The 20634-nt window shown below is 71.0% G+C and carries 20 protein-coding genes; 8 read left to right on the top strand and 12 right to left on the bottom strand.

Annotated elements, in window-relative coordinates; all coding sequences use genetic code 11:
• Positions 1-67: 67 nt before the first annotated feature.
• Positions 68-1123: an LLM class F420-dependent oxidoreductase gene (locus OHN74_RS07920; RefSeq protein ID WP_327693810.1), complete on the top strand. Its 1056-nt coding sequence runs from the start codon at positions 68-70 to the stop codon at positions 1121-1123.
• A 291-nt stretch (positions 1124-1414) separates the two neighbouring features.
• Positions 1415-2203: a ferritin-like domain-containing protein gene (locus tag OHN74_RS07915; RefSeq protein ID WP_327693809.1), complete on the top strand. Its 789-nt coding sequence runs from the start codon at positions 1415-1417 to the stop codon at positions 2201-2203.
• A 40-nt stretch (positions 2204-2243) separates the two neighbouring features.
• Here the strand turns inward: OHN74_RS07915 and corA are convergent, their stop codons facing one another.
• On the bottom strand, positions 2244-3248 hold the full coding sequence (gene corA / locus OHN74_RS07910) for a magnesium/cobalt transporter CorA (protein ID WP_327693808.1): 1005 nt from the start codon (positions 3246-3248) through the stop codon (positions 2244-2246).
• 77 nt (positions 3249-3325) lie between these two features.
• On the opposite strand from corA, the gene OHN74_RS07905 reads away from it, so the two are divergent.
• From OHN74_RS07905 to OHN74_RS07885, 5 genes are all read left to right on the top strand, one after another.
• Complete coding sequence (locus OHN74_RS07905) at positions 3326-4012, top strand: histidine phosphatase family protein (protein ID WP_327693807.1); 687 nt, start codon at positions 3326-3328, stop codon at positions 4010-4012.
• Between the two features lie 78 nt (positions 4013-4090).
• The gene (locus OHN74_RS07900) at positions 4091-4681 is read left to right on the top strand and encodes a DUF3090 domain-containing protein (protein WP_327693806.1); all 591 of its coding nucleotides are present in this window, start codon (positions 4091-4093) and stop codon (positions 4679-4681) included.
• Positions 4645-5481 (top strand): SCO1664 family protein, encoded by an 837-nt coding sequence (locus OHN74_RS07895; RefSeq protein WP_327693805.1) that lies wholly within the window; start codon positions 4645-4647, stop codon positions 5479-5481. Before OHN74_RS07900 ends, OHN74_RS07895 begins: the two co-directional genes overlap by 37 nt.
• Before the next feature lie 133 nt (positions 5482-5614).
• The gene (gene mshC / locus OHN74_RS07890) at positions 5615-6844 is read left to right on the top strand and encodes a cysteine--1-D-myo-inosityl 2-amino-2-deoxy-alpha-D-glucopyranoside ligase (RefSeq protein ID WP_327693804.1); all 1230 of its coding nucleotides are present in this window, start codon (positions 5615-5617) and stop codon (positions 6842-6844) included.
• A 193-nt stretch (positions 6845-7037) separates the two neighbouring features.
• Positions 7038-8003, top strand: a complete 966-nt coding sequence (locus OHN74_RS07885; RefSeq protein WP_327693803.1) for an SMP-30/gluconolactonase/LRE family protein — start codon at positions 7038-7040, stop codon at positions 8001-8003.
• 58 nt (positions 8004-8061) lie between these two features.
• Here the strand turns inward: OHN74_RS07885 and OHN74_RS07880 are convergent, their stop codons facing one another.
• The 8 genes from OHN74_RS07880 to OHN74_RS07845 all read right to left on the bottom strand — a co-directional run bounded on the left by OHN74_RS07880 (position 8062) and on the right by OHN74_RS07845 (position 16842).
• Positions 8062-9066: a PAC2 family protein gene (locus OHN74_RS07880; RefSeq protein WP_327693802.1), complete on the bottom strand. Its 1005-nt coding sequence runs from the start codon at positions 9064-9066 to the stop codon at positions 8062-8064.
• A gap of 225 nt (positions 9067-9291) precedes the next feature.
• Positions 9292-9963 carry a FadR/GntR family transcriptional regulator gene (locus OHN74_RS07875; RefSeq protein WP_327693801.1) on the bottom strand — a complete coding sequence of 224 codons (672 nt, stop codon included), beginning with the start codon at positions 9961-9963 and terminating at the stop codon, positions 9292-9294.
• A gap of 208 nt (positions 9964-10171) precedes the next feature.
• Positions 10172-11485 (bottom strand): amidohydrolase, encoded by a 1314-nt coding sequence (locus tag OHN74_RS07870; protein WP_327693800.1) that lies wholly within the window; start codon positions 11483-11485, stop codon positions 10172-10174.
• Positions 11482-12267, bottom strand: a complete 786-nt coding sequence (locus OHN74_RS07865) for a nucleoside phosphorylase (protein ID WP_327693799.1) — start codon at positions 12265-12267, stop codon at positions 11482-11484. The genes OHN74_RS07870 and OHN74_RS07865 overlap by 4 nt, the downstream gene beginning before the upstream one ends.
• Positions 12264-13169 (bottom strand): ABC transporter permease, encoded by a 906-nt coding sequence (locus OHN74_RS07860; protein ID WP_327693798.1) that lies wholly within the window; start codon positions 13167-13169, stop codon positions 12264-12266. The genes OHN74_RS07865 and OHN74_RS07860 overlap by 4 nt, the downstream gene beginning before the upstream one ends.
• Positions 13169-14233 carry an ABC transporter permease gene (locus OHN74_RS07855; RefSeq protein ID WP_327693797.1) on the bottom strand — a complete coding sequence of 355 codons (1065 nt, stop codon included), beginning with the start codon at positions 14231-14233 and terminating at the stop codon, positions 13169-13171. Before OHN74_RS07855 ends, OHN74_RS07860 begins: the two co-directional genes overlap by 1 nt.
• Before the next feature lies 1 nt (position 14234).
• Positions 14235-15812, bottom strand: coding sequence for an ABC transporter ATP-binding protein (locus OHN74_RS07850; RefSeq protein WP_327693796.1), 1578 nt, complete (start codon positions 15810-15812; stop codon positions 14235-14237).
• Positions 15790-16842 (bottom strand): BMP family ABC transporter substrate-binding protein, encoded by a 1053-nt coding sequence (locus tag OHN74_RS07845; RefSeq protein WP_327693795.1) that lies wholly within the window; start codon positions 16840-16842, stop codon positions 15790-15792. The genes OHN74_RS07850 and OHN74_RS07845 overlap by 23 nt, the downstream gene beginning before the upstream one ends.
• 317 nt (positions 16843-17159) lie before the next feature.
• Here OHN74_RS07845 and mtnA point away from each other — a divergent pair, with 317 nt between their 5' ends.
• Complete coding sequence (gene mtnA, locus OHN74_RS07840; protein ID WP_327693794.1) at positions 17160-18200, top strand: S-methyl-5-thioribose-1-phosphate isomerase; 1041 nt, start codon at positions 17160-17162, stop codon at positions 18198-18200.
• 65 nt (positions 18201-18265) lie between these two features.
• Here the strand turns inward: mtnA and mtnB are convergent, their stop codons facing one another.
• From mtnB to OHN74_RS07825, 3 genes are read right to left on the bottom strand one after another with little or no spacing between them, the layout of a single operon-like run.
• Complete coding sequence (gene mtnB / locus OHN74_RS07835; RefSeq protein ID WP_327693793.1) at positions 18266-18874, bottom strand: methylthioribulose 1-phosphate dehydratase; 609 nt, start codon at positions 18872-18874, stop codon at positions 18266-18268.
• The gene (gene mtnC / locus OHN74_RS07830) at positions 18871-19668 is read right to left on the bottom strand and encodes an acireductone synthase (RefSeq protein WP_327700037.1); all 798 of its coding nucleotides are present in this window, start codon (positions 19666-19668) and stop codon (positions 18871-18873) included. Before mtnC ends, mtnB begins: the two co-directional genes overlap by 4 nt.
• Before the next feature lie 2 nt (positions 19669-19670).
• Entirely contained in the window at positions 19671-20270 is a 600-nt protein-coding gene (locus OHN74_RS07825) for a 1,2-dihydroxy-3-keto-5-methylthiopentene dioxygenase (protein WP_327693792.1), read from the bottom strand.
• Between the last annotated feature and the right edge of the window lie 364 nt (positions 20271-20634).

Genomic DNA, 20634 nt, shown 5'->3' with positions numbered 1-20634 from the left:
CGCCGGGGGCTGACGCGCTAGTGTCGGTCGTACAAGGGACGTTACTGATCGGTAAGGGGAATCGGCCATGCAGCTCGGGATCAACCTCGGCTACTGGGGCGCCGGAATGGACGCGGACAATCTGGCCGTCGCGCAGGAGGCCGACCGCCTCGGATACGCCGTCTGCTGGGCCGCCGAGGCCTACGGCTCGGACGCGGCCACCGTGCTCACCTGGGTCGCCGCCCAGACCGAGCGCATCGACGTCGGTTCGGCCATCTTCCAGATTCCGGCCCGGCAGCCCGCGATGACCGCGATGACCGCCGCGACACTGGACTCGCTCTCGGGTGGGCGGTTCCGGCTCGGCCTCGGTGTCTCGGGGCCGCAGGTCTCCGAGGGCTGGTACGGCGTCAAGTTCGACAAGCCGCTCTCCCGCACCCGCGAGTACGTGGAGATCGTACGCAAGGCGATGAGCCGTGAGCGGCTCTCCCACGACGGTGAGCACTGGACGCTGCCGCTGCCCGGCGGCCCCGGCAAGCCCATCAAGCTGACCGTGCATCCCGAGCGCGAGCACATCCCGCTCTACATCGCCGCGATCGGTCCCAAGAACCTCGAACAGACCGGCGAGATCGCCGACGGGGCGCTGCTGATCTTCCCGTCCGCCGCGCACATCGAGGACACCGCCATCCAGTACCTGCGCGCGGGGCGCGAGAAGGCCGGCAAGACCCTCGAAGGGTTCGACGTCTGCCCGACGCTGCCGCTCGCCGTCGGCGACGACAAGGACGTGGCGACGCTCGCCGACACCTTCCGGCCGTACACCGCCCTGTACGTGGGCGGCATGGGCAGCCGCAAGCAGAACTTCTACAACCAGCTCGCCCAGCGCATGGGATACGAGAAGGAAGCCGCCGAGATCCAGGACAAGTACTTGTCCGGCGACAAGGAAGGCGCCGCGGCGGCCATTCCGCACGACCTGATCGACCAGACGACGCTGCTCGGCTCGGTGGACCGGATCGCCGACCGGATGCAGGCCTATGCCGCGGCCGGTGTCACCACGCTCACCCTCGCCCCGGCCGGCTTCACGCTCGACGAGCGCCTCGCCTCGCTCCGTGCCGGCACCGACGCCCTGGAGCGCGCCGGACTCGCGTAGGGGAAGGAGAAGGAGCAAGAAGTTCCGCGGCCGTGGTGGGGGCTCGGGGGGTCTTCCCCGCCACGGCCGTCACGGAGCACAACGCGCCGCGGACCCGGTGGTTACGGCCCCGGCACCCTCCGGACACCTGTACTTACGTCCCGGCGCGCCCCCGCTGGTCCTTCTTTCGGCGGAGTTGTCCGGCACAGCTGTTGCAGCGTTCCAGGTACCGCATTTGACTCGTTGTCTGACACGTTCTTCAACGTTCCTCCACGTTCGCGGAACACCGCAGACCTGCGAGAGGTGCCTCTGATGCTTTCGGCCAGGAGCCTGTTCCAGGAGATCCTCGACAACGACGATTCCTTCCGCCTCTTCTGCTCCATCGCGGCCGGCGGGGAGTCCCAGGGCGGCTGGGAGAACGCCCGGATCGCCGCGCTCGTCCCGGCGAGTGAACGCGCACTCGCCCCCAGGATCAGCCGCCACGGCGCGGACGAGGACAAGCACGGGCGGATCTTCAACGCCCTCATGAAGAAGCGTGGTCTCCAGCCCGTCGACGTCCCGGCCGACACCGACTACACGATGCTGCTGGAGCGGCGGGGCATCGGTCTCCCGCACGAGAAGCTCAAGAGCGACGAACCGCTGACCGTGCGGGACATCGTCACCTACCTCGCCCACAGCCGCGTCACCGAGCAGCGCGCCTCCGAGGAGATGGAGCTGCTGCGCAGGCACTTCGGTGACCACCCCGACCTCGGCCGCGCGGTGCGGATGATCTCCCGCGACGAGGACAACCACCTCGCCTACTGCCACGAGGAACTCCTCCGCTTCGCGGCCGCAGGCCACGGCCGGGCCATCCAGCGGACGCTGCGCGAGTGCGCGCTCGCCGAGATCCGCGTCTACCGGGACGTCAGCCTCGCGGTGATGTCGCACATGGGGCGTGTCCTGGGCTGGCGGAGGCCCAAGACGGCGCTCCTCGCGGCGGGCATCCGCGCGGTGTACGTCTACGAGCGCGCCGTCGGCTGGCGCCGCATGGTCTCCCTGCGGATGCCCGAGCGACGCGACGCCCTGGGCGGCCCGGCGACCGTGTCGCCCGAGTTCGCCTGAGCCGTGCCGCCCAACGGGGCACGGCGGCCAGACAACCGTGTTACAGCCAGCCCCGGCGCTTGAACATCCGGTAGAGCAGGACCTCCACCACGGCCATCCCCGCGATCAGCGCGGGGTACGACCAGACCCAGCGGAGTTCCGGCATGTGGTCGAAGTTCATGCCGTAGATTCCCGCGACCATCGTGGGGAACGCGGCCATCGCCGCGAACGCGGAGATCTTCCGCATGTCGTCGTTCTGCCGGACGCTCATCTGCGCGAGGTGGGCCGACAGCACGTCGGATACCAGGCGGTCCAGGCCCTCCACGGACTCGTTCACGCGCGTGAGGTGGTCGCTGACGTCCCGGAAGAAGGGCTCGGCCTTCTCGTGGACGAAGGGCACGCGCGCGCCGAACAGGCCCGTGCCCGAGAGCCTGCCGAGCGGTGTCGCCAAGGGGCCGGTGGCGCGGCGGAACTCAAGGATCTGCCGTTTGAAGGTGTAGATGCGGGACGCCGTGTGGCGCGAGCCCCCACCCGACGGTGAGAACACCTCCGCCTCCAACTCCTCCAGGTCGGTGCCCAGTTCGTCCGCCACTTCCACGTAGTGGTCGACGACGGCGTCGGCGATCGTGTACAGCACCGCGGTGGGGCCGTGCCGCAGCATCTCGGGCTCCGCCTCCAGGCGGTGCCGTACTGCCGCGAGGGGCGCCTCCTCGCCGTGCCGCACGGTCACCACGAAGGAGTCGCCGATGAAGACCATGATCTCGCCCGAGGAGACGATGTCGGCCTTCGGTTCGTACCCGACCGGCTTGAGCACCATGAACAGCGAGTCGTCGTACACCTCCAGTTTCGGCCGCTGATGCGCCTTGAGGGCGTCCTCGACGGCCAGGGGGTGCAGTCCGAAATCCTGCGTGACCTGCTCGAACTCCTTCTCCGTCGGCTCGTGCAGGCCGACCCAGACGAACGCGTCGCCGACGTCGTCCGCACGGCACTCGTCGAGGGCGTCGGAGAAGTCCGCGGGCTCCTCCGTACGGCGTCCGTCACGGTAGATGGCGCAGTCGACGATCACGATGCGCATTCTCCCGCCGCCCGGCCGGAAAAGCACCCCGGCCGCCCTGCGGGAGCCGTACGCCTACCCTGGGCCGCATGCCCACGCTGATCCTCGTCCGGCACGGACGGTCCACCGCCAACACCTCTGGAGTGCTCGCCGGCCGTACACCCGGCGTCGCCCTCGACGAGCGGGGCGCCGCGCAGGCCGCCGCACTGCCCGGGCGCCTCGCCGAACTGCCGATCTCCGAGGTCGTCACCAGCCCGCTCCAGCGCTGTCAGGAGACGATCCGGCCGCTTCTCGAAGCCAGGCCGGAACTGCGCCCGCACACCGAGGAGCGGATCACGGAGTGCGACTACGGGGACTGGTCCGGGCGCAAACTCGCCGAGCTGACGGACGAGCCGCTGATGCAGGTCGTCCAGGCCCACCCGTCCGCCGCCGCCTTTCCCGGCGGTGAGTCCATGCGGGCCATGCAGACGCGCGCGGCCGAAGCCGTACGTGAGTGGAACGCGCGCGTGGAGGCCGATCACGGCGCCGACGCCGTCTACCTCATGTGCTCGCACGGCGACATCATCAAGTCCCTGGTCGCGGACGCGCTCGGGCTTCATCTCGACCTCTTTCAACGGGTGTCCGTAGAACCTTGTTCCATCACCGCGATCCGTTACACCCGCCTCAGGCCCTTTCTCGTCCGCCTCGGGGACACCGGCGACTTCGCCTCCCTGGCGCCGCGCGAGGAACCCCCGGGCGAGGACGCCGCGGTCGGAGGTGGTGCGGGCGCACCGTGATCGTCGGCAGCAGTAGGGTGAAGCGGTCGCGGCAGCGCCGCGGATGCCGAAAATCATTCGATTCAATGGAGACAGGACGTGTCCCGTCAGGTGTTCCTCTACGACCCACCGGACCGCTTCGTGGCCGGTACGGTCGGACTGCCCGGGCGCCGTACGTTCTTCCTCCAGGCCACGGCCGGCCCTCGGGTGACCAGCGTGGCCCTGGAGAAGACCCAGGTCGCCGCGCTCGCCGAACGCATGGAAGAACTGCTCGACGAGGTCGTACGCCGTAGCGGGGGCAACGCCTCCGTCCCGGCCGTGGCCCCCGGAGAGGTGTCCGACACCCGCCCCCTCGACACCCCTGTCGAGGAGGAGTTCCGGGTGGGCACCATGGCGCTCGCCTGGGACGGCGACGAGCAGCGCATGATCGTCGAGGCGCAGGCCCTGGTGGAACTGGACGCCGAGTCCGAGGAGGACCTCGTCGAGGCCGAGGAGCGGCTCCTCCAGGACGAGGAGAACGGCCCCCCGATGCTGCGCGTCCGGCTCACCGGCGCGCAGGCCCGTGCCTTCGCCAGGCGCGCCCTCGACGTCGTCAACGCCGGCCGGCCGCCGTGCCCCCTGTGCAGCCTCCCGCTCGACCCGGAAGGACACGTATGTCCGCGCCAGAACGGATACCGCCGCGGAGCGTGACAGCCACCCGCACGCCCGCCGAACTGCTCGCCGAGGGCGAGCTGACCGTACGCGGACGGATCAGCGAGGCGTCGAACGCGGCGCTGTACTGCACGGTCTCGTACGAGGGGCAGGAGGCCGCCTGCATCTACAAGCCCGTGGCCGGTGAACGGCCCCTGTGGGACTTCCCGGACGGGACCCTGGCCGAGCGCGAGATGGCGGCGTTCGAGGTCTCCGAGGCGACCGGCTGGGGGCTCGTGCCGCCGACCGTGCTGCGCGCGGGGCCCTACGGCGAGGGGATGTGCCAGCTGTGGATCGACGCGGCGGCGGACGAGGGCGAGGGGCTGCTCGCCCTGGTCGACGGTGAGGAACCCGGCCCCGGTTGGAAGGCGATCGCCTTCGCCGAGGTCGGCGAGGGGAAGACGGCACTGCTGGTGCACGCCGACGACGAGCGGCTGCGGAGACTCGCCGTGCTCGACGCGGTGATCAACAACGCGGACCGCAAGGGCGGGCATCTGCTGCCCGGCGACGAGGGGCGGCTGTACGGGATCGACCACGGGGTCACCTTCAACGCCGAGAACAAGTTGCGGACGCTGTTGTGGGGGTGGGCCGGGGAGCCCCTCACACCGGAGGCCGTCGAGGTGCTCACGGGGCTGAAGGCCGCGCTGGGGGAGGGCGGAGCGCTGGCGGTACGGCTGGCCGAGCTGGTCACCGGCGACGAGATCGAGGCCACGCGCGCACGGGTGGACGCGCTGCTGGCGTCCGGGAAGCATCCGGAGCCCAGCGGGGAGTGGCCGGCGATCCCGTGGCCGCCCGTGTGAGGGTGCGCGGGGCTGTGGCAGGCGTCCCGTAGGGCCACCTGCACATGGGGAGGAATCTCACAAGACCCTCTTCCCGGCCATCTGGACCCGGTCCGGCTCGTATACGGAACATCCGTCCGGTTACGCTCATGACATGCATGCCTGGCCCGCTTCCGAGGTCCCCGCCCTGACTGGTCAGGGCCGCGACCTGAGGATCCACGACACCGCGACCGGCGGTCTCGTCACCCTCGACCCCGGTCCCGTCGCCCGTATCTACGTCTGCGGCATCACCCCGTACGACGCGACCCACATGGGTCACGCGGCGACCTACAACGCGTTCGACCTCGTGCAACGCGTGTGGCTCGACACCAAGCGGCAGGTTCACTACGTCCAGAACGTCACCGACGTCGACGACCCGCTGCTGGAGCGGGCCGTGCGCGACGGGATCGACTGGGTGGGGCTCGCCGAGAAGGAGACCGCCCTCTTCCGGGAGGACATGACCGCCCTGCGGATGCTGCCCCCGAAGCAGTACATCGGCGCCGTGGAGGCGATACCCGGCATCGTCCCGCTCGTCGAGCGGCTCCGGGACGCGGGCGCCGCCTACGAGCTCGAAGGGGACGTCTACTTCTCCGTCGAGTCGGACCCGAACTTCGGCCAGGTGTCCCACCTGGACGCCGCCGCCATGCGCCTGCTGTCCGCCGAGCGCGGCGGTGACCCCGACCGGCCGGGCAAGAAGAACCCGCTCGACCCGATGCTGTGGATGGCCGCCCGGGAGGGCGAACCGAGCTGGGACGGCGGTTCGCTGGGCCGGGGTCGCCCCGGCTGGCACATCGAGTGTGTCGCCATCGCCCTGGAGTACCTCGGCATGGGCTTCGACGTGCAGGGCGGCGGCTCCGACCTCGTCTTCCCGCACCACGAGATGGGCGCCTCGCACGCCCAGGCACTGACCGGCGAGTTCCCCATGGCCAAGGCGTACGTCCACGCCGGCATGGTCGCGCTCGACGGCGAGAAGATGTCGAAGTCCAAGGGCAACCTCGTCTTCGTGTCCGCGCTGCGCCGCGACGGGGTCGACCCGGCCGCCATACGGCTCGCCCTGCTCGCCCACCACTACCGGGACAACTGGGAGTGGACCGACCAGGTTCTCGCGGACGCCGTCGAGCGGCTCGGGCGCTGGCGGGCCGCCGTGTCCCGGCCCGACGGGCCGTCCGCCGACGCGCTGGTCGAGGAGCTGCGCGAGGCTCTCACGAACGACCTGGACGCCCCGGCCGCACTGGCCGCCGTGGACCGCTGGGCTGTCCTCCAGTCGGAGCGGGGCGGTACGGACGAGGGCGCCCCCGGTGTGGTGTCCCGTGCCGTGGACGCACTGCTGGGCGTAGCGCTGTAACGGAGTACCCGTAGCGAGTGGCGTGGGGCGCCGGGCGGGTTCAGCCGCCCGGCGCCCCTGTGCGTCCACAGCTGTCGAGGTGCTGTCGACTCTCCCGGGGAAGCTGTGGCGCGAGTCGACATGTGATGTGGTGTCAGGGTCAGTTGACCCGCAGGACCGGCCAACTGCCGGTCCCTTCCTGGAAGGAAGCCCCGTGGCTCCCACACACGGTTCCTTCGCATGCCACGTCAGCCGCCGCGGACTGCTCGCGGCGGGCGCCGCCACCGTCTCCGCCGCCCTGGTCGCCTCACCGGCCGCCGCCTCCCCGAAGACCCTGCCGACCCTGATACCCCTGCCCAACGGCTTCCGTCCGGAAGGCATAGCCACCGGCATCGGCCCCTACGCCTACCTGGGCTCGCTCGGCGACGGCTCGATCTACCGCGCCGACCTGCGCACCGGCGCGGGCGAGATCATCTCGGCCGGGCCCGGCACCCCGTCCGTCGGGCTCAAACTCGACGGCCAGGGACGCCTGTTCGTCGCCGCCCGTGCCCAGGGAGCCCGGGTCGTGGACAGCCGTACCGGTGCTGTCCTCGCCTCGTACGCCCTCACCACGGCGACCTCCACGTTCGCCAACGACGTGTTCCTGACCCGGCGCGCGGCGATCTTCACCGACTCCTTCCAGCCGGCCCTGTACGTCCTCCCGCTAGGCCGGGGCGGCGCGCTCCCGGGCGCCGGTGACGTCGTACGGATCGCTCTGAGCGGCGACTGGAGCCAGGTGCCCGGCGAGGTCGTCAACGCCAACGGCATCACCGCCACGCCCGACGGGAAGGCGCTGCTCGTCGTCCAGTCAGGGGTGGGCGGGCTGCACCGGGTGGACCCGCGCACGGGGGTCACCAAGCTCGTCGGGCTCGGGGACGCGGCGCCGCTCACCAACGGCGACGGTCTGCTGCTCGTCGGGCGCACGCTGTACGTCGTACAGAACCGGCAGAACGCGGTCGACGTGTTCACGCTGTCCCAGGACGGGAGCAGCGGGGTCTTCCAACGGCGTATCACCGACCCGGACTTCGATGTGCCGACCACGGTCGCCGCGTACCGGAACCGGCTGTATCTGCCCAACGCCCGTTTCTCGACGACGCCGACGCCCGAGACGACGTACGCCGTGGTCGCCGTGGACCGCTGACGGACTTCCGTGACACGGCGGAAGGGCCGGTGCGCGTCGCGCGCACCGGCCCTTCCGGTCAGTCCTCTGTGGGGTCCTCGTCGTCCGTGCTCGGCAGCTGGGGCGGCTTCGGTGGCTGTGGCTTCGGGCGGGGCGTCGGGTTGTCCCGGAGGTACGACGCGCTGTCCGTGCCGTCCGCGGTGGCGTGGCCGCCGGGGGCCGTGCCGGGGCCCGCCGGGCCGGTGCCGTCGCGGCGGCGCAGATAGCGTTCGAACTCGCGGGCGATCGCCTCGCCCGTCGCCTCGGGCAGCTCGGCGGTGTCCCGGGCCTCCTCCAGCGTCTGTACGTACTCCGCGACCTCGCTGTCCTCGGCGGCCAGCTGGTCCACGCCCACCTGCCAGGCACGCGCGTCCTCGGGCAGCTCGCCCAGGGGGATGCGGATGTCGATCAGGTCCTCCAGACGGTTCAGGAGAGCCAGCGTCGCCTTCGGGTTGGGCGGCTGCGACACATAGTGCGGGACCGCCGCCCACAGCGACACCGCAGGCACGCCCGCGTGTGTGCACGCCTCCTGGAGGATGCCGACGATGCCCGTGGGGCCCTCGTACTTGGTCTCCTCCAGATCCATCCGCTGGGCCAGATCCGCGTCGGACGTGACCCCGCTGACCGGAACCGGACGGGTGTGCGGGGTGTCGCCGAGCAGGGCGCCCAGGACCACCACCAGCTCCACGCCCAGTTCGTGCGCGAAGCCCAGCAGCTCGTTGCAGAACGAGCGCCAGCGCATCGACGGCTCGATGCCCCGGACCAGCACGAGGTCACGGGGCTTGTCGCCGCCGACCCTGACCACCGACAGTCTGGTCGTCGGCCAGGTGATCTTGCGGACACCGTTGTCCAGCCACACGGTGGGGCGGTTGACCTGGAAGTCGTAGTAGTCCTCGGCGTCGAGCGCCGCGAACACCTCGCCCTTCCACTCCCGGTCCAGATGCGCGACCGCGCTGGAAGCTGCGTCGCCTGCGTCGTTCCAACCCTCGAACGCGGCCACCATGACTGGGTCGATCAGCTCGGGAACCCCCTCCAGCTCGATCACCCAGCGCCTCCTTCCGACGTGCCCTCGCTTGACCACCCAACCTTACGGCGTGCGGCGGGGGCGCTCGCAGCCCCCTTGCACGGGGGAGTGAACGGATCACTGCCCCGATAGACCCCCCGAAACACCATCCGTGAGCCACCCTTCACCACCCCCGTATTCATCCGAGCGGTCGGAGCGGCGGTCCTGAGGGTTCCCGTACGGGTTCCGGTCCGGGTTCCGGTACGGCTAGAGGGTCGACCTCAGCCACTGCTCCACGCTCGCGATGTGCACCGTCGCCCATGACCGCGCCGCCTCCGCGTCCCGGTCGCGCAGGGCGCCCAGGATCGCCCGGTGCTCGTGCAGGGTGCGGCTGACCGCGTCCTCCTGGGTCAGACCGCGCCAGATCCTGGCCCGGGTGGTGGGCCCGGACAGACCGTCGAGGAGGGAACAGAGCACCGAGTTGCCGGAGCTCTGCACGATCCCCCGGTGGAACTCCAGGTCGGCGGCGACCAGTTCCTCCACCGACGGCTCACCGCCGAGCCGCTCCAACTGGGCGGACAGCGCGTCCAGCTGCTGCTCGCTGATGCGTGCCGCCGACATCGCGGTGGCGGCCGGCTCCAGGATGCGGCGCACCGCCAGGAACTCCAGGACCGTGTCGTCGCGGTGGAAGTCCACGACGAAGCTCAGCGCTTCGAGCAGGAGCTGGGGATCCAGGCTGGTGACGTAGGTGCCGTCGCCCTGCCGTACGTCGAGGATCCGGATGAGCGACAGGGCGCGCACCGCCTCCCGCAGGGAGTTGCGGGACAGCCCCAGTTCGGCGGCCAGTTCACTCTCCTTGGGCAGCCGGTCGCCGGGGCGCAGCGACCCGGAGACGATCATCCCCTTGATCTTCTCGATCGCCTCGTCGGTGACTGCCATGGCGGGCCTCCCTGTCGATCAGACATCCGATGTCTCAGGCCATTATGGGGGTTCGATGGGCTGAACGGACCACAAAATGCGATGTCAGCCCGTACGGGGGTGACCTACGAGTGGCTGGAACGGTACCTGCGGACTGCCGGTTCGGCAGCACGTTCGGGTGGCGGCCCGGCAGTCCGTACGGATGCCGGGCCGCCCTCCCCGCCTGCTGTCAGGCCAGTGCTTCCAGGCCGGTGAGCGCGGCGGCCTCGTCGAGGGTGGTCAGGGTCCGGTTCCGCATGAGGACCCTGCCGTCCACGACCGTGTCCCGGACGTCCGCGGAGTGCGCCGCGTACGCGAGCGTCGACCAGGGGTCGTGCCGGGGCCGCAGATGCGGCGCACCGAGGTCGAGCACGATCAGGTCGGCGCGCTTGCCCACCTCCAGGGAGCCCAGCCGGTCGCCCAGGCCCAGTGCCTTCGCGCCCTCGGCGGTCGCCATGCGTACGGCCTGTTCGGCGCCGACGGCCGTGGGGTCGCCGGCCGCCTTGTGCACGAGGGCCGCCTGCCGGACCGCCCCCAGTACGTCCAGGGTGTTCGAGCTGACGGCTCCGTCGGTGCCGAGACCTACCGTCACGCCCGCGCTGAGCAGCCTGGGCACGGGTGCGATCCCGCAGCCGAGCTTCAGGTTCGAGACCGGACAGTGGGCGACGGACGTGCCGGTGCGGGCCAGCGCCGCGATCTCCGGGCCGGTCAGGTCCACGGCGTGGGCCAGCAGCAGGTCGGGGCCGAGCAGCCCGAGCGAGTCGAGCAGCTCCACCGGGCGCTTGCCGTACCGCACCTCGACGGTGGCGACCTCGGTCGCGTTCTCGGCGGCGTGGATGTGCAGCAGCGCGCCGAACTCCCTTGCCAGCGCGGCGATTTCGACCAGCTGGTCGGGGGAGAGGGTATAGGTGGAGTGCGCGAAGAGGATCGGGCGGTGGCCGGGTCGGGGAGTCCCGCGGGCGGCCAGGTCCTGCCGGGCCCACGCAAGCCGCTCCTCGTAGACGATGCCGTCGGGCGGTTCCGGTACGTCCATGAAGGTGGGGCCGGTGTGCAGGCGCCAGCCCGCCTCGCGCGCCGCCTGTTCGGCAGCCTCGTGGAACCAGTACATGTCGAGCGCGGAGGTCACCCCGGCCCGTACGCTCTCGGCGATCGCGACCCGGACCGCCGCCGCCACGTTCTCCGGCGAGAGCAGCTGGGCCTCCCACTTCAGCACACGCTCCAGGAAGCCCTGAAGGGTGACGTCGTCGGCCCGGCCGCGCAGGAACGTCATCGCGAGATGGGTATGCGTGTTGACCAGGCCGGGCAGAACAAGGCAGTTCGCGGCGTCAAGGGACTCGTCGGCTGTGAACCGGGTTGTCAGCTCCTGGGTCGGGCCCACGGCGACGATCTCGCCGTCGCGGACGGCAACCGCCCCGTCCGGTACGACGGTTCCGGCCTCGTCCACGGTGAGCACGTCACCGCCGTGCACCAGCAGGTCGATCCGCTCGCTCCGGGGCCCGCTCATACGCCGTACTCCTCGTCGTCGGTACCGGCCTCGTTCTCCGCCAGCAGGCGCAGGGCCTCCAGTGACACGACCGCACCGCGTTCGACGCCGGCCGCCACGATCTCCCGGTGCGGGTCGTAGTGACCTGTCGACAAGGGATTGGCCTCGTCGACGAGTTCGTCCGCGTTCGCCCCGTCGATGACGACCACTCCGCCCGCGACCAGTCCCCGCAGCGAGGCCGTCACCAGCAGTGCGCTCAACTCCATCTCGATGGCGGCGAGTCCGGCGCCCTCGTAGGAGAAGAGGGGGAGGAGACCGGGCTGGAAGGCGGCCCGCGTCCACACGATGCCCCGGTGGTGCGGGGCGCCCGCCTCGCGCGCCGCCTGCTGGAGCGCGAGTACAGCTTCGGGGGAGGACACCGCCGGGTACTCCGGGGGCAGCAACTGCTGGGTGACACCGTCGTCCCGGACGGCGGCCTCGGCGATGACGAGGTCGCCGTCGCCGATCCCCGGCTTCATCGCACCGGCCGTACCGAACCGCAGGAAGGTCCGCACACCGGCGTCCGCCAGCTCCTGGAACAGCAGGATCGCGCCCGGGGCGCCCACCCCGTGGGAGGCGACCACCACCGGCACGCCCTTCCAACTCCCGCTGAACACCCGGTACTCGCGGTGGTACGACACCTCCTGCGCGTCCTCCAGCTTGGCGCCGACGAGAGCGGCGCGCAGCGGATCGCCGACGACCAGCGCGCGCGGCGGCAGCCCCGTGCGGGGTATTCGGGTGACGGGCAACAGGTCCTGCGTCATGTGACGGCTCCAGCGGAAGGGGACGTGGAAGACGGGGAAGATGTGGAGGACGTGGAAGGGGTACGGCGACGGCGGCGGGCCGTCGTCAGGAAGAGGGCGCCGAGCGTGACGACGTACGGCGCGGCGTCGGTCGCCTGCTGCGGCAGACCGAGGCCCTGGAGGCGGAAACCGGCGGCCTCCGCGAGGCCGAACAGCAGCGCCGCCAGCAGCACACCGAGCGGCAGCGCACGGCCGAGCATGACCGCGACGACCGCGATCCAGCCGCGCCCCGCCGTCATGTTCTCGGAGAACAAGGTGACGTTGCCGAGGGCGAGTTGGGCCCCCGCGAGCCCGCACAGCACGCCGGACACCAGCACGGCCCCGTACTGGTACCTGACCGGGCTCACGCCGAGGGTGGCCGCCGCGTCCGGTGCCTCGCCGACCCCGCGCAGCCTGAGCCCCCACACATGCCGGGACAGCATCAGCGCGGCCACACCGACCGCCGCCCACGCCAGATACGCGAGCGGTGAGAAGCCACCGACCAACGAGAGCCCGGCCAGTGACGGGTCGTCGAAAGTACCCTGCACGCCGAAGACGGTACGGAGGAGGAAGCTGGTCAGGCCAACTGCCAGGAGATTCAGGGCGATTCCGAGCACCACCGCGTCTGCGCGCAAGGTCACCGCGCCCACGGCCAGGATCAGGGAGTAGGCGGCGGAGGCGAGCGCCGCCGCCAGTACGCCGAGCCAGGGGCTGCCGGTGAACCAGCTGGTGGCCACCGCGGTGAAGCAGCCCATCAGCATCATGCCTTCGAGGCCGATGTTGAAGACGCCCGCCCGTTCGCAGATCGCCCCGCCGAGCGCGGCCAGCAGGATGGGCGTCAGCGCGCGCAGCGCCGACATGAGGAGATCGGAGTCGAAGAACATCACACCGCCTCCTTACGACGGTTGAACCACCACTGGGGGAAGCGCAGTCGCGCTGCCAGGAACACGATCACGATGGCCTGGAGCACCTGCGTCAGCTCGCGCGGTACCTCGGTCGTCCGTTCCATCGACAGGCCGCCCACCTGCAGCACGGCGAAGAAGAAGGACGCGAGGACCGTGCCGACCGGCGCGGCAGCGGCCAGCAGGGCCGCCGTCAGACCCGTCCAGGTGTAGCCGGACGCGGTGAGTGAGCCGTCCAGGAAGCGGTACGGGAAGCTCAACACGCCTATGGCGCCCACGAGTCCGGCCAGCGCGCCCGACACCGCCATCAGCCGGAGCGTGAGGCCCTTGCGCTCGACGCCCGCGTACGCGGCGAACCGGGAGTTGAGACCGGTCATCCGTATCTCGTAGCCGAAGGCGGTGCGCCGGTCGGTGAACCAGTACGCGGCGGCGGCCACGACGACCAGCAGCAGCCCCACCGTCACGGTCGACGAACCGAACGCGGGCAGCGCGACCCCGTCCGGCAGTTGCCGGGTCTGGGGGAGGCTGGAACCCGGTTCCTTGAGCGGGTAGCGGGCCAGGTAGGAGGCGAAGGACGCCGCCGGGTAGCTGAGCAGCAGACTGCTGACCAGCAGCGGTACACCGAACCGGTTCTCGCACAGGGCGGCGAGGGCCGCGTACCCGGCACCGGCCGCCATACCCGCCAGCAGCGCGAGGACGACGGTGAGCGGCGCGGGCAGCGGCGAGTACAGCCCCGTCACGGCCGCCGCCATCCCGCCGAGCACCATCTGCCCGTCCCCGCCCAGGTTGATGAGCCCGGCGCGCAGCGGCACGGCCAGCGCGAGGGCCAGGCCCAGCACGCTCGTCAGGGTGGTCAGCGTCGACCCGATGCCGTCGGCACCGAGCGAGCCGCTGAGCACCGCTCCGTACGCGGCGACCGGATCAGCGCCGGTCCCGATGAGGAACAGGGCACCGATGACGACCCCGGCCAGCACCGAGAAGGCGACGGGGGAGCGGAGAGCTCTCGTCACGTGGGCGACCGGCGATATTCGGGTTGCTTGCTTCATGTCAGTCCCCGACCTCCACCGGGGCCACCGGGGCCACCGGGGCGACTGAGGCCACCGGAGCCGAACCGCCGGCGCCGCCTGCCATCGCGAGCCCCAGCGTCCGTTCGTCCGCCTCGGCCCTCTCGTACGACGCCGTCACCCGGCCCTCGTACATCACCAGGACCCGGTCCGCGAGCCCCCGGATCTCGCTCAGCTCGGCCGAGACGAGCAGGACGGCGTGGCCGGCGTCGCGGTAGGCGATCAGCTGGTCGTGGATGTTCTGGACGGCGCCGATGTCGACTCCGCGCGTGGGCTGCTCGACCAGCAACAGCGGTGCGTCGTGGGCGAGTTCGCGCCCGATGAGCAGCTTCTGCAGATTGCCGCCGGACAGTGCGGACGCCGGCACCTCCGGGGACGCCGCCTTGATGCCGAAGCGTTCGATCAGGCGCCGCGCGTGACCTCGTACGGCGGCCGGCGGAAGCAGCCCGCGTGCGGACAGTGACGTGCGGTGGTGGCCCATCGCCAGGTTGTCGGCGACCGACGCGGCAGGCGCCGTACCGACGGCGTGCCGGTCCTCGGGGACGTAAGCGAGGCCCCTGGCGCGGCGCTCGGTCGCCGAGGCGTGCGTGATGTCGTCGCCGAGCAGTGCGACCCGGCCCGAGGACACCGGCCGCAGTCCGGCCAGCGCCTCCACCAGCTCGCTCTGGCCGTTGCCCGCGACGCCCGCGATACCGACGATCTCCCCTGCGCGGACGGTGAGTCGGACGTCCCGTACACCGTCCGTCGCGAGGCCGGTGACGTCCAGGACCACCTCGCCCGGGGTGCCGGGGGCGTGGACGCGGTCGAGTTCCACGGCACGGCCGGTCATCGCGGCGGCGATCTCGGCGGCGGACGTCTCGGCGGTGACCAGCCGGGCGACGACCCGGCCGTCCCGCAACACCGTGACGTTGTCGCTGCCTTCGAGGACCTCGCGCAGCTTGTGCGTGACCAGGATGACCGTACGGCCTTGTGCGGCAAGGGACTTGAGGACCGCGAACAGCGCGTCCGCCTCGGCGGGCGTGAGGACGGCGGTCGGCTCGTCGAGGATGAGCGTCCGGGCGCCGCGGTGCAGCAGCTTCAGGATCTCCACGCGCTGGCGCAGCCCGACGGGCAGGTCACCGACCCGGGCGTCCGGATCGACCGCGAGCCCGTGCTCCTCGGCCAGCTCACGCACCCGGCGGCGCGCCGCACCCCGGTCCACCAGGCCGAAACGGCGCGGCTCGGCGGCGTACACCACGTTCTCGGCGACCGTCAGCGAGTCGAACAGCTTGAAGCTCTGGTGGACCATGCCGAGCCCGGAGGCCATCGCGTCGCCCGGGTCGGAGAACGCGACCGCGTTCCCGTCGATCCGTACCGAACCGGCGTCCGGGCGCTCCATCCCGTACAGGACGGACATGAGCGTCGACTTTCCGGCGCCGTTCTCGCCCATCAGAGCGTGGATCTCGCCGCGCCGGACGGTGAGGTCGACGGCGTCGTTGGCGAGCGTGCCGGGGAACCGCTTGGTGATTCCCCGGAGCTCGACAGCCGCCGCCTCCCGGTCAGCCGACGGCGGCGGGGTCATCGACCGTCAGCTCTCCGGACACGATCTGGTCGCGCAGCGCCTCGATCTTCTTCAGGACGTCGGGGTGCTCGGCGATCACGCACTGGGACGAGTCGACGCCCTTCTCCAGACCCGTGAGGCTGATGCCGCCCTCCTTGAGGCCGTACGAGGTGGTCGTGCCCGTCTGACCGGCGAGGACCTGCTCGACGCCCTTCTCCACGGCGATGTCCGTGCGCTTGATCACATTGTCGACCACCGTGCCGGGCGCCGAGGGGCACTGGTTGACGTCGACGCCGTACGCGAACGCGCCCTTCGCCTTGGCCGCCTCGAACACGCCGTAGTTGCCGGCCGCGGCCGCCGCCATCAGCTGGTCGTAGCCCTTGGAGAGCAGGTCGTTCGCCTGCTCCTTGGCGCGCGCCGAGTCGTCGAACGGGGACTGGCCGCCGACGAAGCGGGTGTCGGTCTCCGTCTTCGCGGCGACATGCTGGGCACCGGCCGCGAACGGGTCGCTGAAGCGGCGGAACACGGGCGTGTCCAGCACGTCCACGGCCCCGACCTTGCCGCTCTCGCTCAGCAGCCCGGCCTCCGCACCGGCGAGGAAGACGCCCTCGTGCTCGCGGAAGACCCCGCAGCTGACGTTGTCGATCGCCCTCGTCGTGCACGCGTCGATCATCAGGAACTGCTGCTTCGGGTGCGCCGCGGCCTGCTGAGCGACCAGGTCCGCGAACTCGAAGCCGACCAGCACGACGACGTCGGGCTTCGCGTCGACGGCGGCCTGCACGTTCTGCTGCTGGGAGGCGGTGTCGGTGGACTCGAACACCTTCTCGGTCCCGTTGTGCGCCTTCGCGGCGGCCTTGACGCCGGTCACGGCGAGCTTGAGGAACTCGTTCTGCCCGACGGCGTCCGGCGTGACGAGGGTGAACGACGTGCTGCCCGCGCTGCTGTCCGAGGAGGCGTCGTCCTTCGCGGCGGCGTTGCAGGCGGTGGCACCGGCGACGAGCAGCGCGGTCATGGCGGCGAGCGGGAGCGTACGACGGGATCTGCGAGGCATCGGGGGACCTTCCGGAGGTACGTACGGCACAGCCCACGCTCTGCGCTGAGCACGGGGAGGAAGAACGGGAAGAGCGGGACGGCACGGGGGACGCCGAGGGGGACGGGTCAGCGTCGACAGCCGTCGCTCGCGCACCGGCCGTGGTCGAGGAAGCGGCGCATGGTGAGCAGCACGCGTCCTCCTTCACATGGGCCCTACAGGTGCGGGTGCTGGACTCTAACACCGGAATTCGGCCACCGGCTCAGTTGTCTCGAACTGTGGTTCGCCGAGGTCATGTACGGTGTCGCGCACCGTCGGAACTTCAGGAGCGCCCCGTCATGCCCCAGGAACTGCGCGCCGTCGGCTGGACCGGAAACAGCCTCGCGCTCATCGACCAGACCCTGCTGCCGCACCGCAACGAGACCAGGGATGTCCGCGATGTGGACACCCTGGTGGACGCGATCCAGCGGCTCGTCGTACGCGGCGCGCCCGCGATCGGCGCGGCGGGCGCGTACGGGGTCGCCCTCGCGCTGCTCCAGGGCGAACGCGAGGGCTGGACCGAGGACCAGGTGCGGGCGGCGGTGGCGCGGATCCGCGAGGCCCGGCCGACAGCGGTCAACCTCATGGTGTGCGTGGACCGGGTCATGACCCGCTTCGAGGAGGGCCTGGAGGCGGTTCTCGAAGAGGCCGCCGCCGTTCAGCGCGAGGACGTCGAGGGCAACCGGGCGATGGGCGCGCACGGCGCCGACTGGCTCCTCAAGCGCGTTGCCTCCACCGTCGGCGACCGCCCGCTGCGCATCCTGACCCACTGCAACACCGGCGCCCTGGCAACAGCCGGATGGGGTACGGCACTCGGCGTCATCCGCGAACTGCACGCGCGCGGCCGGCTGGAGGTCGTGTACGCCGACGAGACGCGCCCGCTGCTCCAGGGATCGCGCCTGACCGCCTGGGAGTTGGTCCAGGAGGGCATACCGCACTACGTCCAGGCGGACGGGGCCGCGGCCGGCACGATCTTGCGCGGCGAGGTCGACGCGGCGATCGTCGGCGCGGACCGGATCGCGGCCAACGGCGACACCGCCAACAAGGTCGGCACGGTCGGGGTCGCGCTCGCCTGCGCGGACGCCGGCATCCCGTTCCTGGTGGCGGCGCCCACGACCACGGTCGACCTGGCGACGGCCACCGGCGACGACATCCACATCGAACTCCGGAGCGAGGACGAGGTGTTGGAGTGGTCGGGCATACGGACCGCGCCCGCCGAGTCGCGCGGCCACAACCCGGCGTTCGACGTGACACCGGGGCGACTGGTGACGGGACTGGTCACGGAACGGGGGGTGCTGGAGGTGTCCTCCGGTGAACTCCCGGGCGAGCGCCTGCAGTAGGGGGCAACAGCAGAAGGGGGTCACCGGTTTCCGGTGCCCCCCTTCTGCCTGTACCGCGCCGGACGTCAGCGCTGTGAAAGCTCCAACTCCAGCAGCCACTCAACGACTTCGGTGTGGTGCCGTGCCTGACGGGGGTCGTCCCCCCACACGTACAGCCCGTGCCCCGCGACCACCACGGCCGGCATCCGGGGCTCGCGTGCCGCCTCCAGGCGGTCGCCCAGCACCTTCATGTCCTGGCTGTTGGTGATGACCGGCAGGGTCACCTCGACGTCGTGGGCGGGCTGGCCGACTCCCTTGAGCATCTCGACGTCCTTGAACACGATCCCGCCCGGCTCGCGCCGACCCATCGCCACCGACGCCACGGTGTGCACGTGCACCACCGCACCGGCCCCGGTCAGCGCGGCGACGCGGGCGTGCAGCTCGGCCTCGGCGGACGGCTTGCCGCCGTCCACCGCCGCGCCCAGCGCGTCCACCAACACCACGTCGGCGGGAGTCAGTTCGCCCTTGTCGTGGCCGCTCGCGGTGACCGCGAGGAGCAGCGGATCCCGGGACAACACCACGGACAGGTTGCCGGAGGTGCCCCGCATCCAGCCGAAGGAGGCGAAGCGGGCGGACTCGGCGGCGAGTACCGCCCCCGCCTCCTCCAGGTCGAGCGTGCTGATGTCGGCGGTCACGTGGTGCTCCCTGAACTGACGGAACCTGTGGAACTGATTGAACCGGTGGAACCGGTGATGCTGATGGCGTCGAACGACCCCGCCTGCGCGTGGTCCCCGACGCCCTGCTCGTAGTACGGCTCCCCGGGCCGCCGGATCCCGACGGTCCGCCACCCGGCGGCGCGCGCCGCGTCCAGTTCGCCCGGCCGGTCGGAGAGGAAGAGCAGACGGCTCGGGTCCGTGGTGCCGGTGGCCGCAGCGATCCGGCGGTACGACTCCGGTTCCTGCTTGGGTCCCGCGTTCTCGGTGTCGTACAGGCCCGAGACGAGCGGCAGCAGGTCGCCCTCCGGGGTGGACGCGAACCACGCGCGCTGCGCGGCGACCGACCCGGAGGAGTAGACGTGGAGCCGAAGCCCCGCCGTGTGCCAGGCGCGCAACGCCGGCAGGACGTCGTCGTAGAAGTGCGAGACGAGGTCGCCGCGCGCGAAGCCCTCGGACCAGATGATGCCCTGGAGGGTCTTGAGGGGCGTCGCCTTGAGGTCCTCGTCCAGCCAGGCGTTGAGCGTCTTCTCGACGAGCGCGGCGTCGGCGGCGGGCTCGCCGATCAGCTCGCGCACCTGAGCCACCGCCCGCGCCACCTCCGGATCACCGCTCCGTTCCGAGAGCAGTGCTCCGAAACGTGAGCGGGAGTACGGATACAGCACGTCGACAACGAACCCCGTGGCGCTCGTGGTGCCCTCGATGTCGAGCACCACGGCGTCCACACCGTCCACGGCGTACGTGCCGGCTCCCTCGTCGGTCCCCTCGTCCCGCAGGGTCACGCGGTGGCCCTGTCCTGCTGGAACCCGGCGTCGATCGTGTCGTAGTCCGGGAAGCGGGAGGCGATGGTCGAGCCGGTGAAGTTGCCGATCCAGCCGTCCTCCTCGTGGAAGAAGCGGATCGCGGTGAAGGCGGGACTGGTACCCATGTCGAACCAGTGCGTGGTGCCGCGCGGCACGCCCAGCAGGTCGCCCTTCTCGCAGTACACGGCGTGCACCTCGCCGCCCACGTGCAGATAGAAGATGCCCGAGCCGGAGACGAAGAAGCGGACCTCGTCATCGTCGTCGTGCGTGTGCTCCTGGAGGAACTTCGCGCGGGCCGCCTTCGCCTTCGCCGGGAACTCCGGGTCGTCGCTGGGGTGCAGACCGAGGACGTCGACCGTGGTGAAGCCCTCCTCGGCGTTCAGCCTGTCGATCTCCGGGCCGTACGCGGCGAACACGGTGTCGCTGTCGGCGTCCGCGGGCACGTCCTCGCGGATCGGCCACTGCTCGTAGCGCACCCCGATCGGGGCCAGCGCGGCGGCGATCTCGGCCGGGTCGGAGGTACGGCGTACGACGGTCTCCGGGCCGGACTCGGGCCAGGTCGTCAACAGGGTCATGGGAGCAACTCCAGATGGCTGGAAGGGATGCGACAACGAAACGAAGGCAAGCGGAGGGAGGGGGAGCGGGGGAGAGCGAGAAGGGAGAGAGGGGGCAACGGGAGTGGGGGGCGAAACAGGAGGGGCCGGGGCCGGTCGTCAGTCGCGACAGCCGCGACACAGCGCGTCGGTACAGCGTCGTACCGCTGTCGCGCAGGGTGTCGTCGTCATCGGAAGCCTCACTGTCCCGGGTCGGGTGCCGGTTCCGTGATGGTAACTCCCGTCGGCAGGTCGGCAGAGTGTGACGAATCCGGCGTTCCACATGCTGAGATCTGGTGTCCAAGGCTTTGACGAATGGCTGGAAACGTTCTCATGATCTCCCTAT

Origin of the sequence: Streptomyces sp. NBC_00459 (assembly GCF_036013955.1) — a bacterium.
In the GTDB taxonomy this organism is placed as follows: Bacteria; Actinomycetota; Actinomycetes; order Streptomycetales; family Streptomycetaceae; genus Streptomyces.
The sequence above is the reverse complement of the archived record's forward strand: the minus strand, read 5'-3'. Positions and strand labels throughout refer to the sequence as shown.

What these genes read in the sequence shown, in the direction of transcription:
- OHN74_RS07870 (WP_327693800.1), bottom strand. Translation starts at nt 11,485, where the DNA reads ATGAGCGGGCCCCGGAGCGAGCGGATCGACCTGCTGGTGCACGGCGGT.
- OHN74_RS07845 (WP_327693795.1), bottom strand. Translation starts at nt 16,842, where the DNA reads ATGCCTCGCAGATCCCGTCGTACGCTCCCGCTCGCCGCCATGACCGCG.
- OHN74_RS07855 (WP_327693797.1), bottom strand. Translation starts at nt 14,233, where the DNA reads ATGAAGCAAGCAACCCGAATATCGCCGGTCGCCCACGTGACGAGAGCT.
- mshC (WP_327693804.1), top strand. Translation starts at nt 5,615, where the DNA reads ATGCATGCCTGGCCCGCTTCCGAGGTCCCCGCCCTGACTGGTCAGGGC.
- OHN74_RS07915 (WP_327693809.1), top strand. Translation starts at nt 1,415, where the DNA reads ATGCTTTCGGCCAGGAGCCTGTTCCAGGAGATCCTCGACAACGACGAT.
- OHN74_RS07875 (WP_327693801.1), bottom strand. Translation starts at nt 9,963, where the DNA reads ATGGCAGTCACCGACGAGGCGATCGAGAAGATCAAGGGGATGATCGTC.
- OHN74_RS07920 (WP_327693810.1), top strand. Translation starts at nt 68, where the DNA reads ATGCAGCTCGGGATCAACCTCGGCTACTGGGGCGCCGGAATGGACGCG.
- OHN74_RS07905 (WP_327693807.1), top strand. Translation starts at nt 3,326, where the DNA reads ATGCCCACGCTGATCCTCGTCCGGCACGGACGGTCCACCGCCAACACC.
- OHN74_RS07850 (WP_327693796.1), bottom strand. Translation starts at nt 15,812, where the DNA reads ATGACCCCGCCGCCGTCGGCTGACCGGGAGGCGGCGGCTGTCGAGCTC.
- OHN74_RS07865 (WP_327693799.1), bottom strand. Translation starts at nt 12,267, where the DNA reads ATGACGCAGGACCTGTTGCCCGTCACCCGAATACCCCGCACGGGGCTG.
- OHN74_RS07895 (WP_327693805.1), top strand. Translation starts at nt 4,645, where the DNA reads ATGTCCGCGCCAGAACGGATACCGCCGCGGAGCGTGACAGCCACCCGC.
- OHN74_RS07825 (WP_327693792.1), bottom strand. Translation starts at nt 20,270, where the DNA reads ATGACCCTGTTGACGACCTGGCCCGAGTCCGGCCCGGAGACCGTCGTA.
- mtnA (WP_327693794.1), top strand. Translation starts at nt 17,160, where the DNA reads ATGCCCCAGGAACTGCGCGCCGTCGGCTGGACCGGAAACAGCCTCGCG.
- OHN74_RS07860 (WP_327693798.1), bottom strand. Translation starts at nt 13,169, where the DNA reads ATGTTCTTCGACTCCGATCTCCTCATGTCGGCGCTGCGCGCGCTGACG.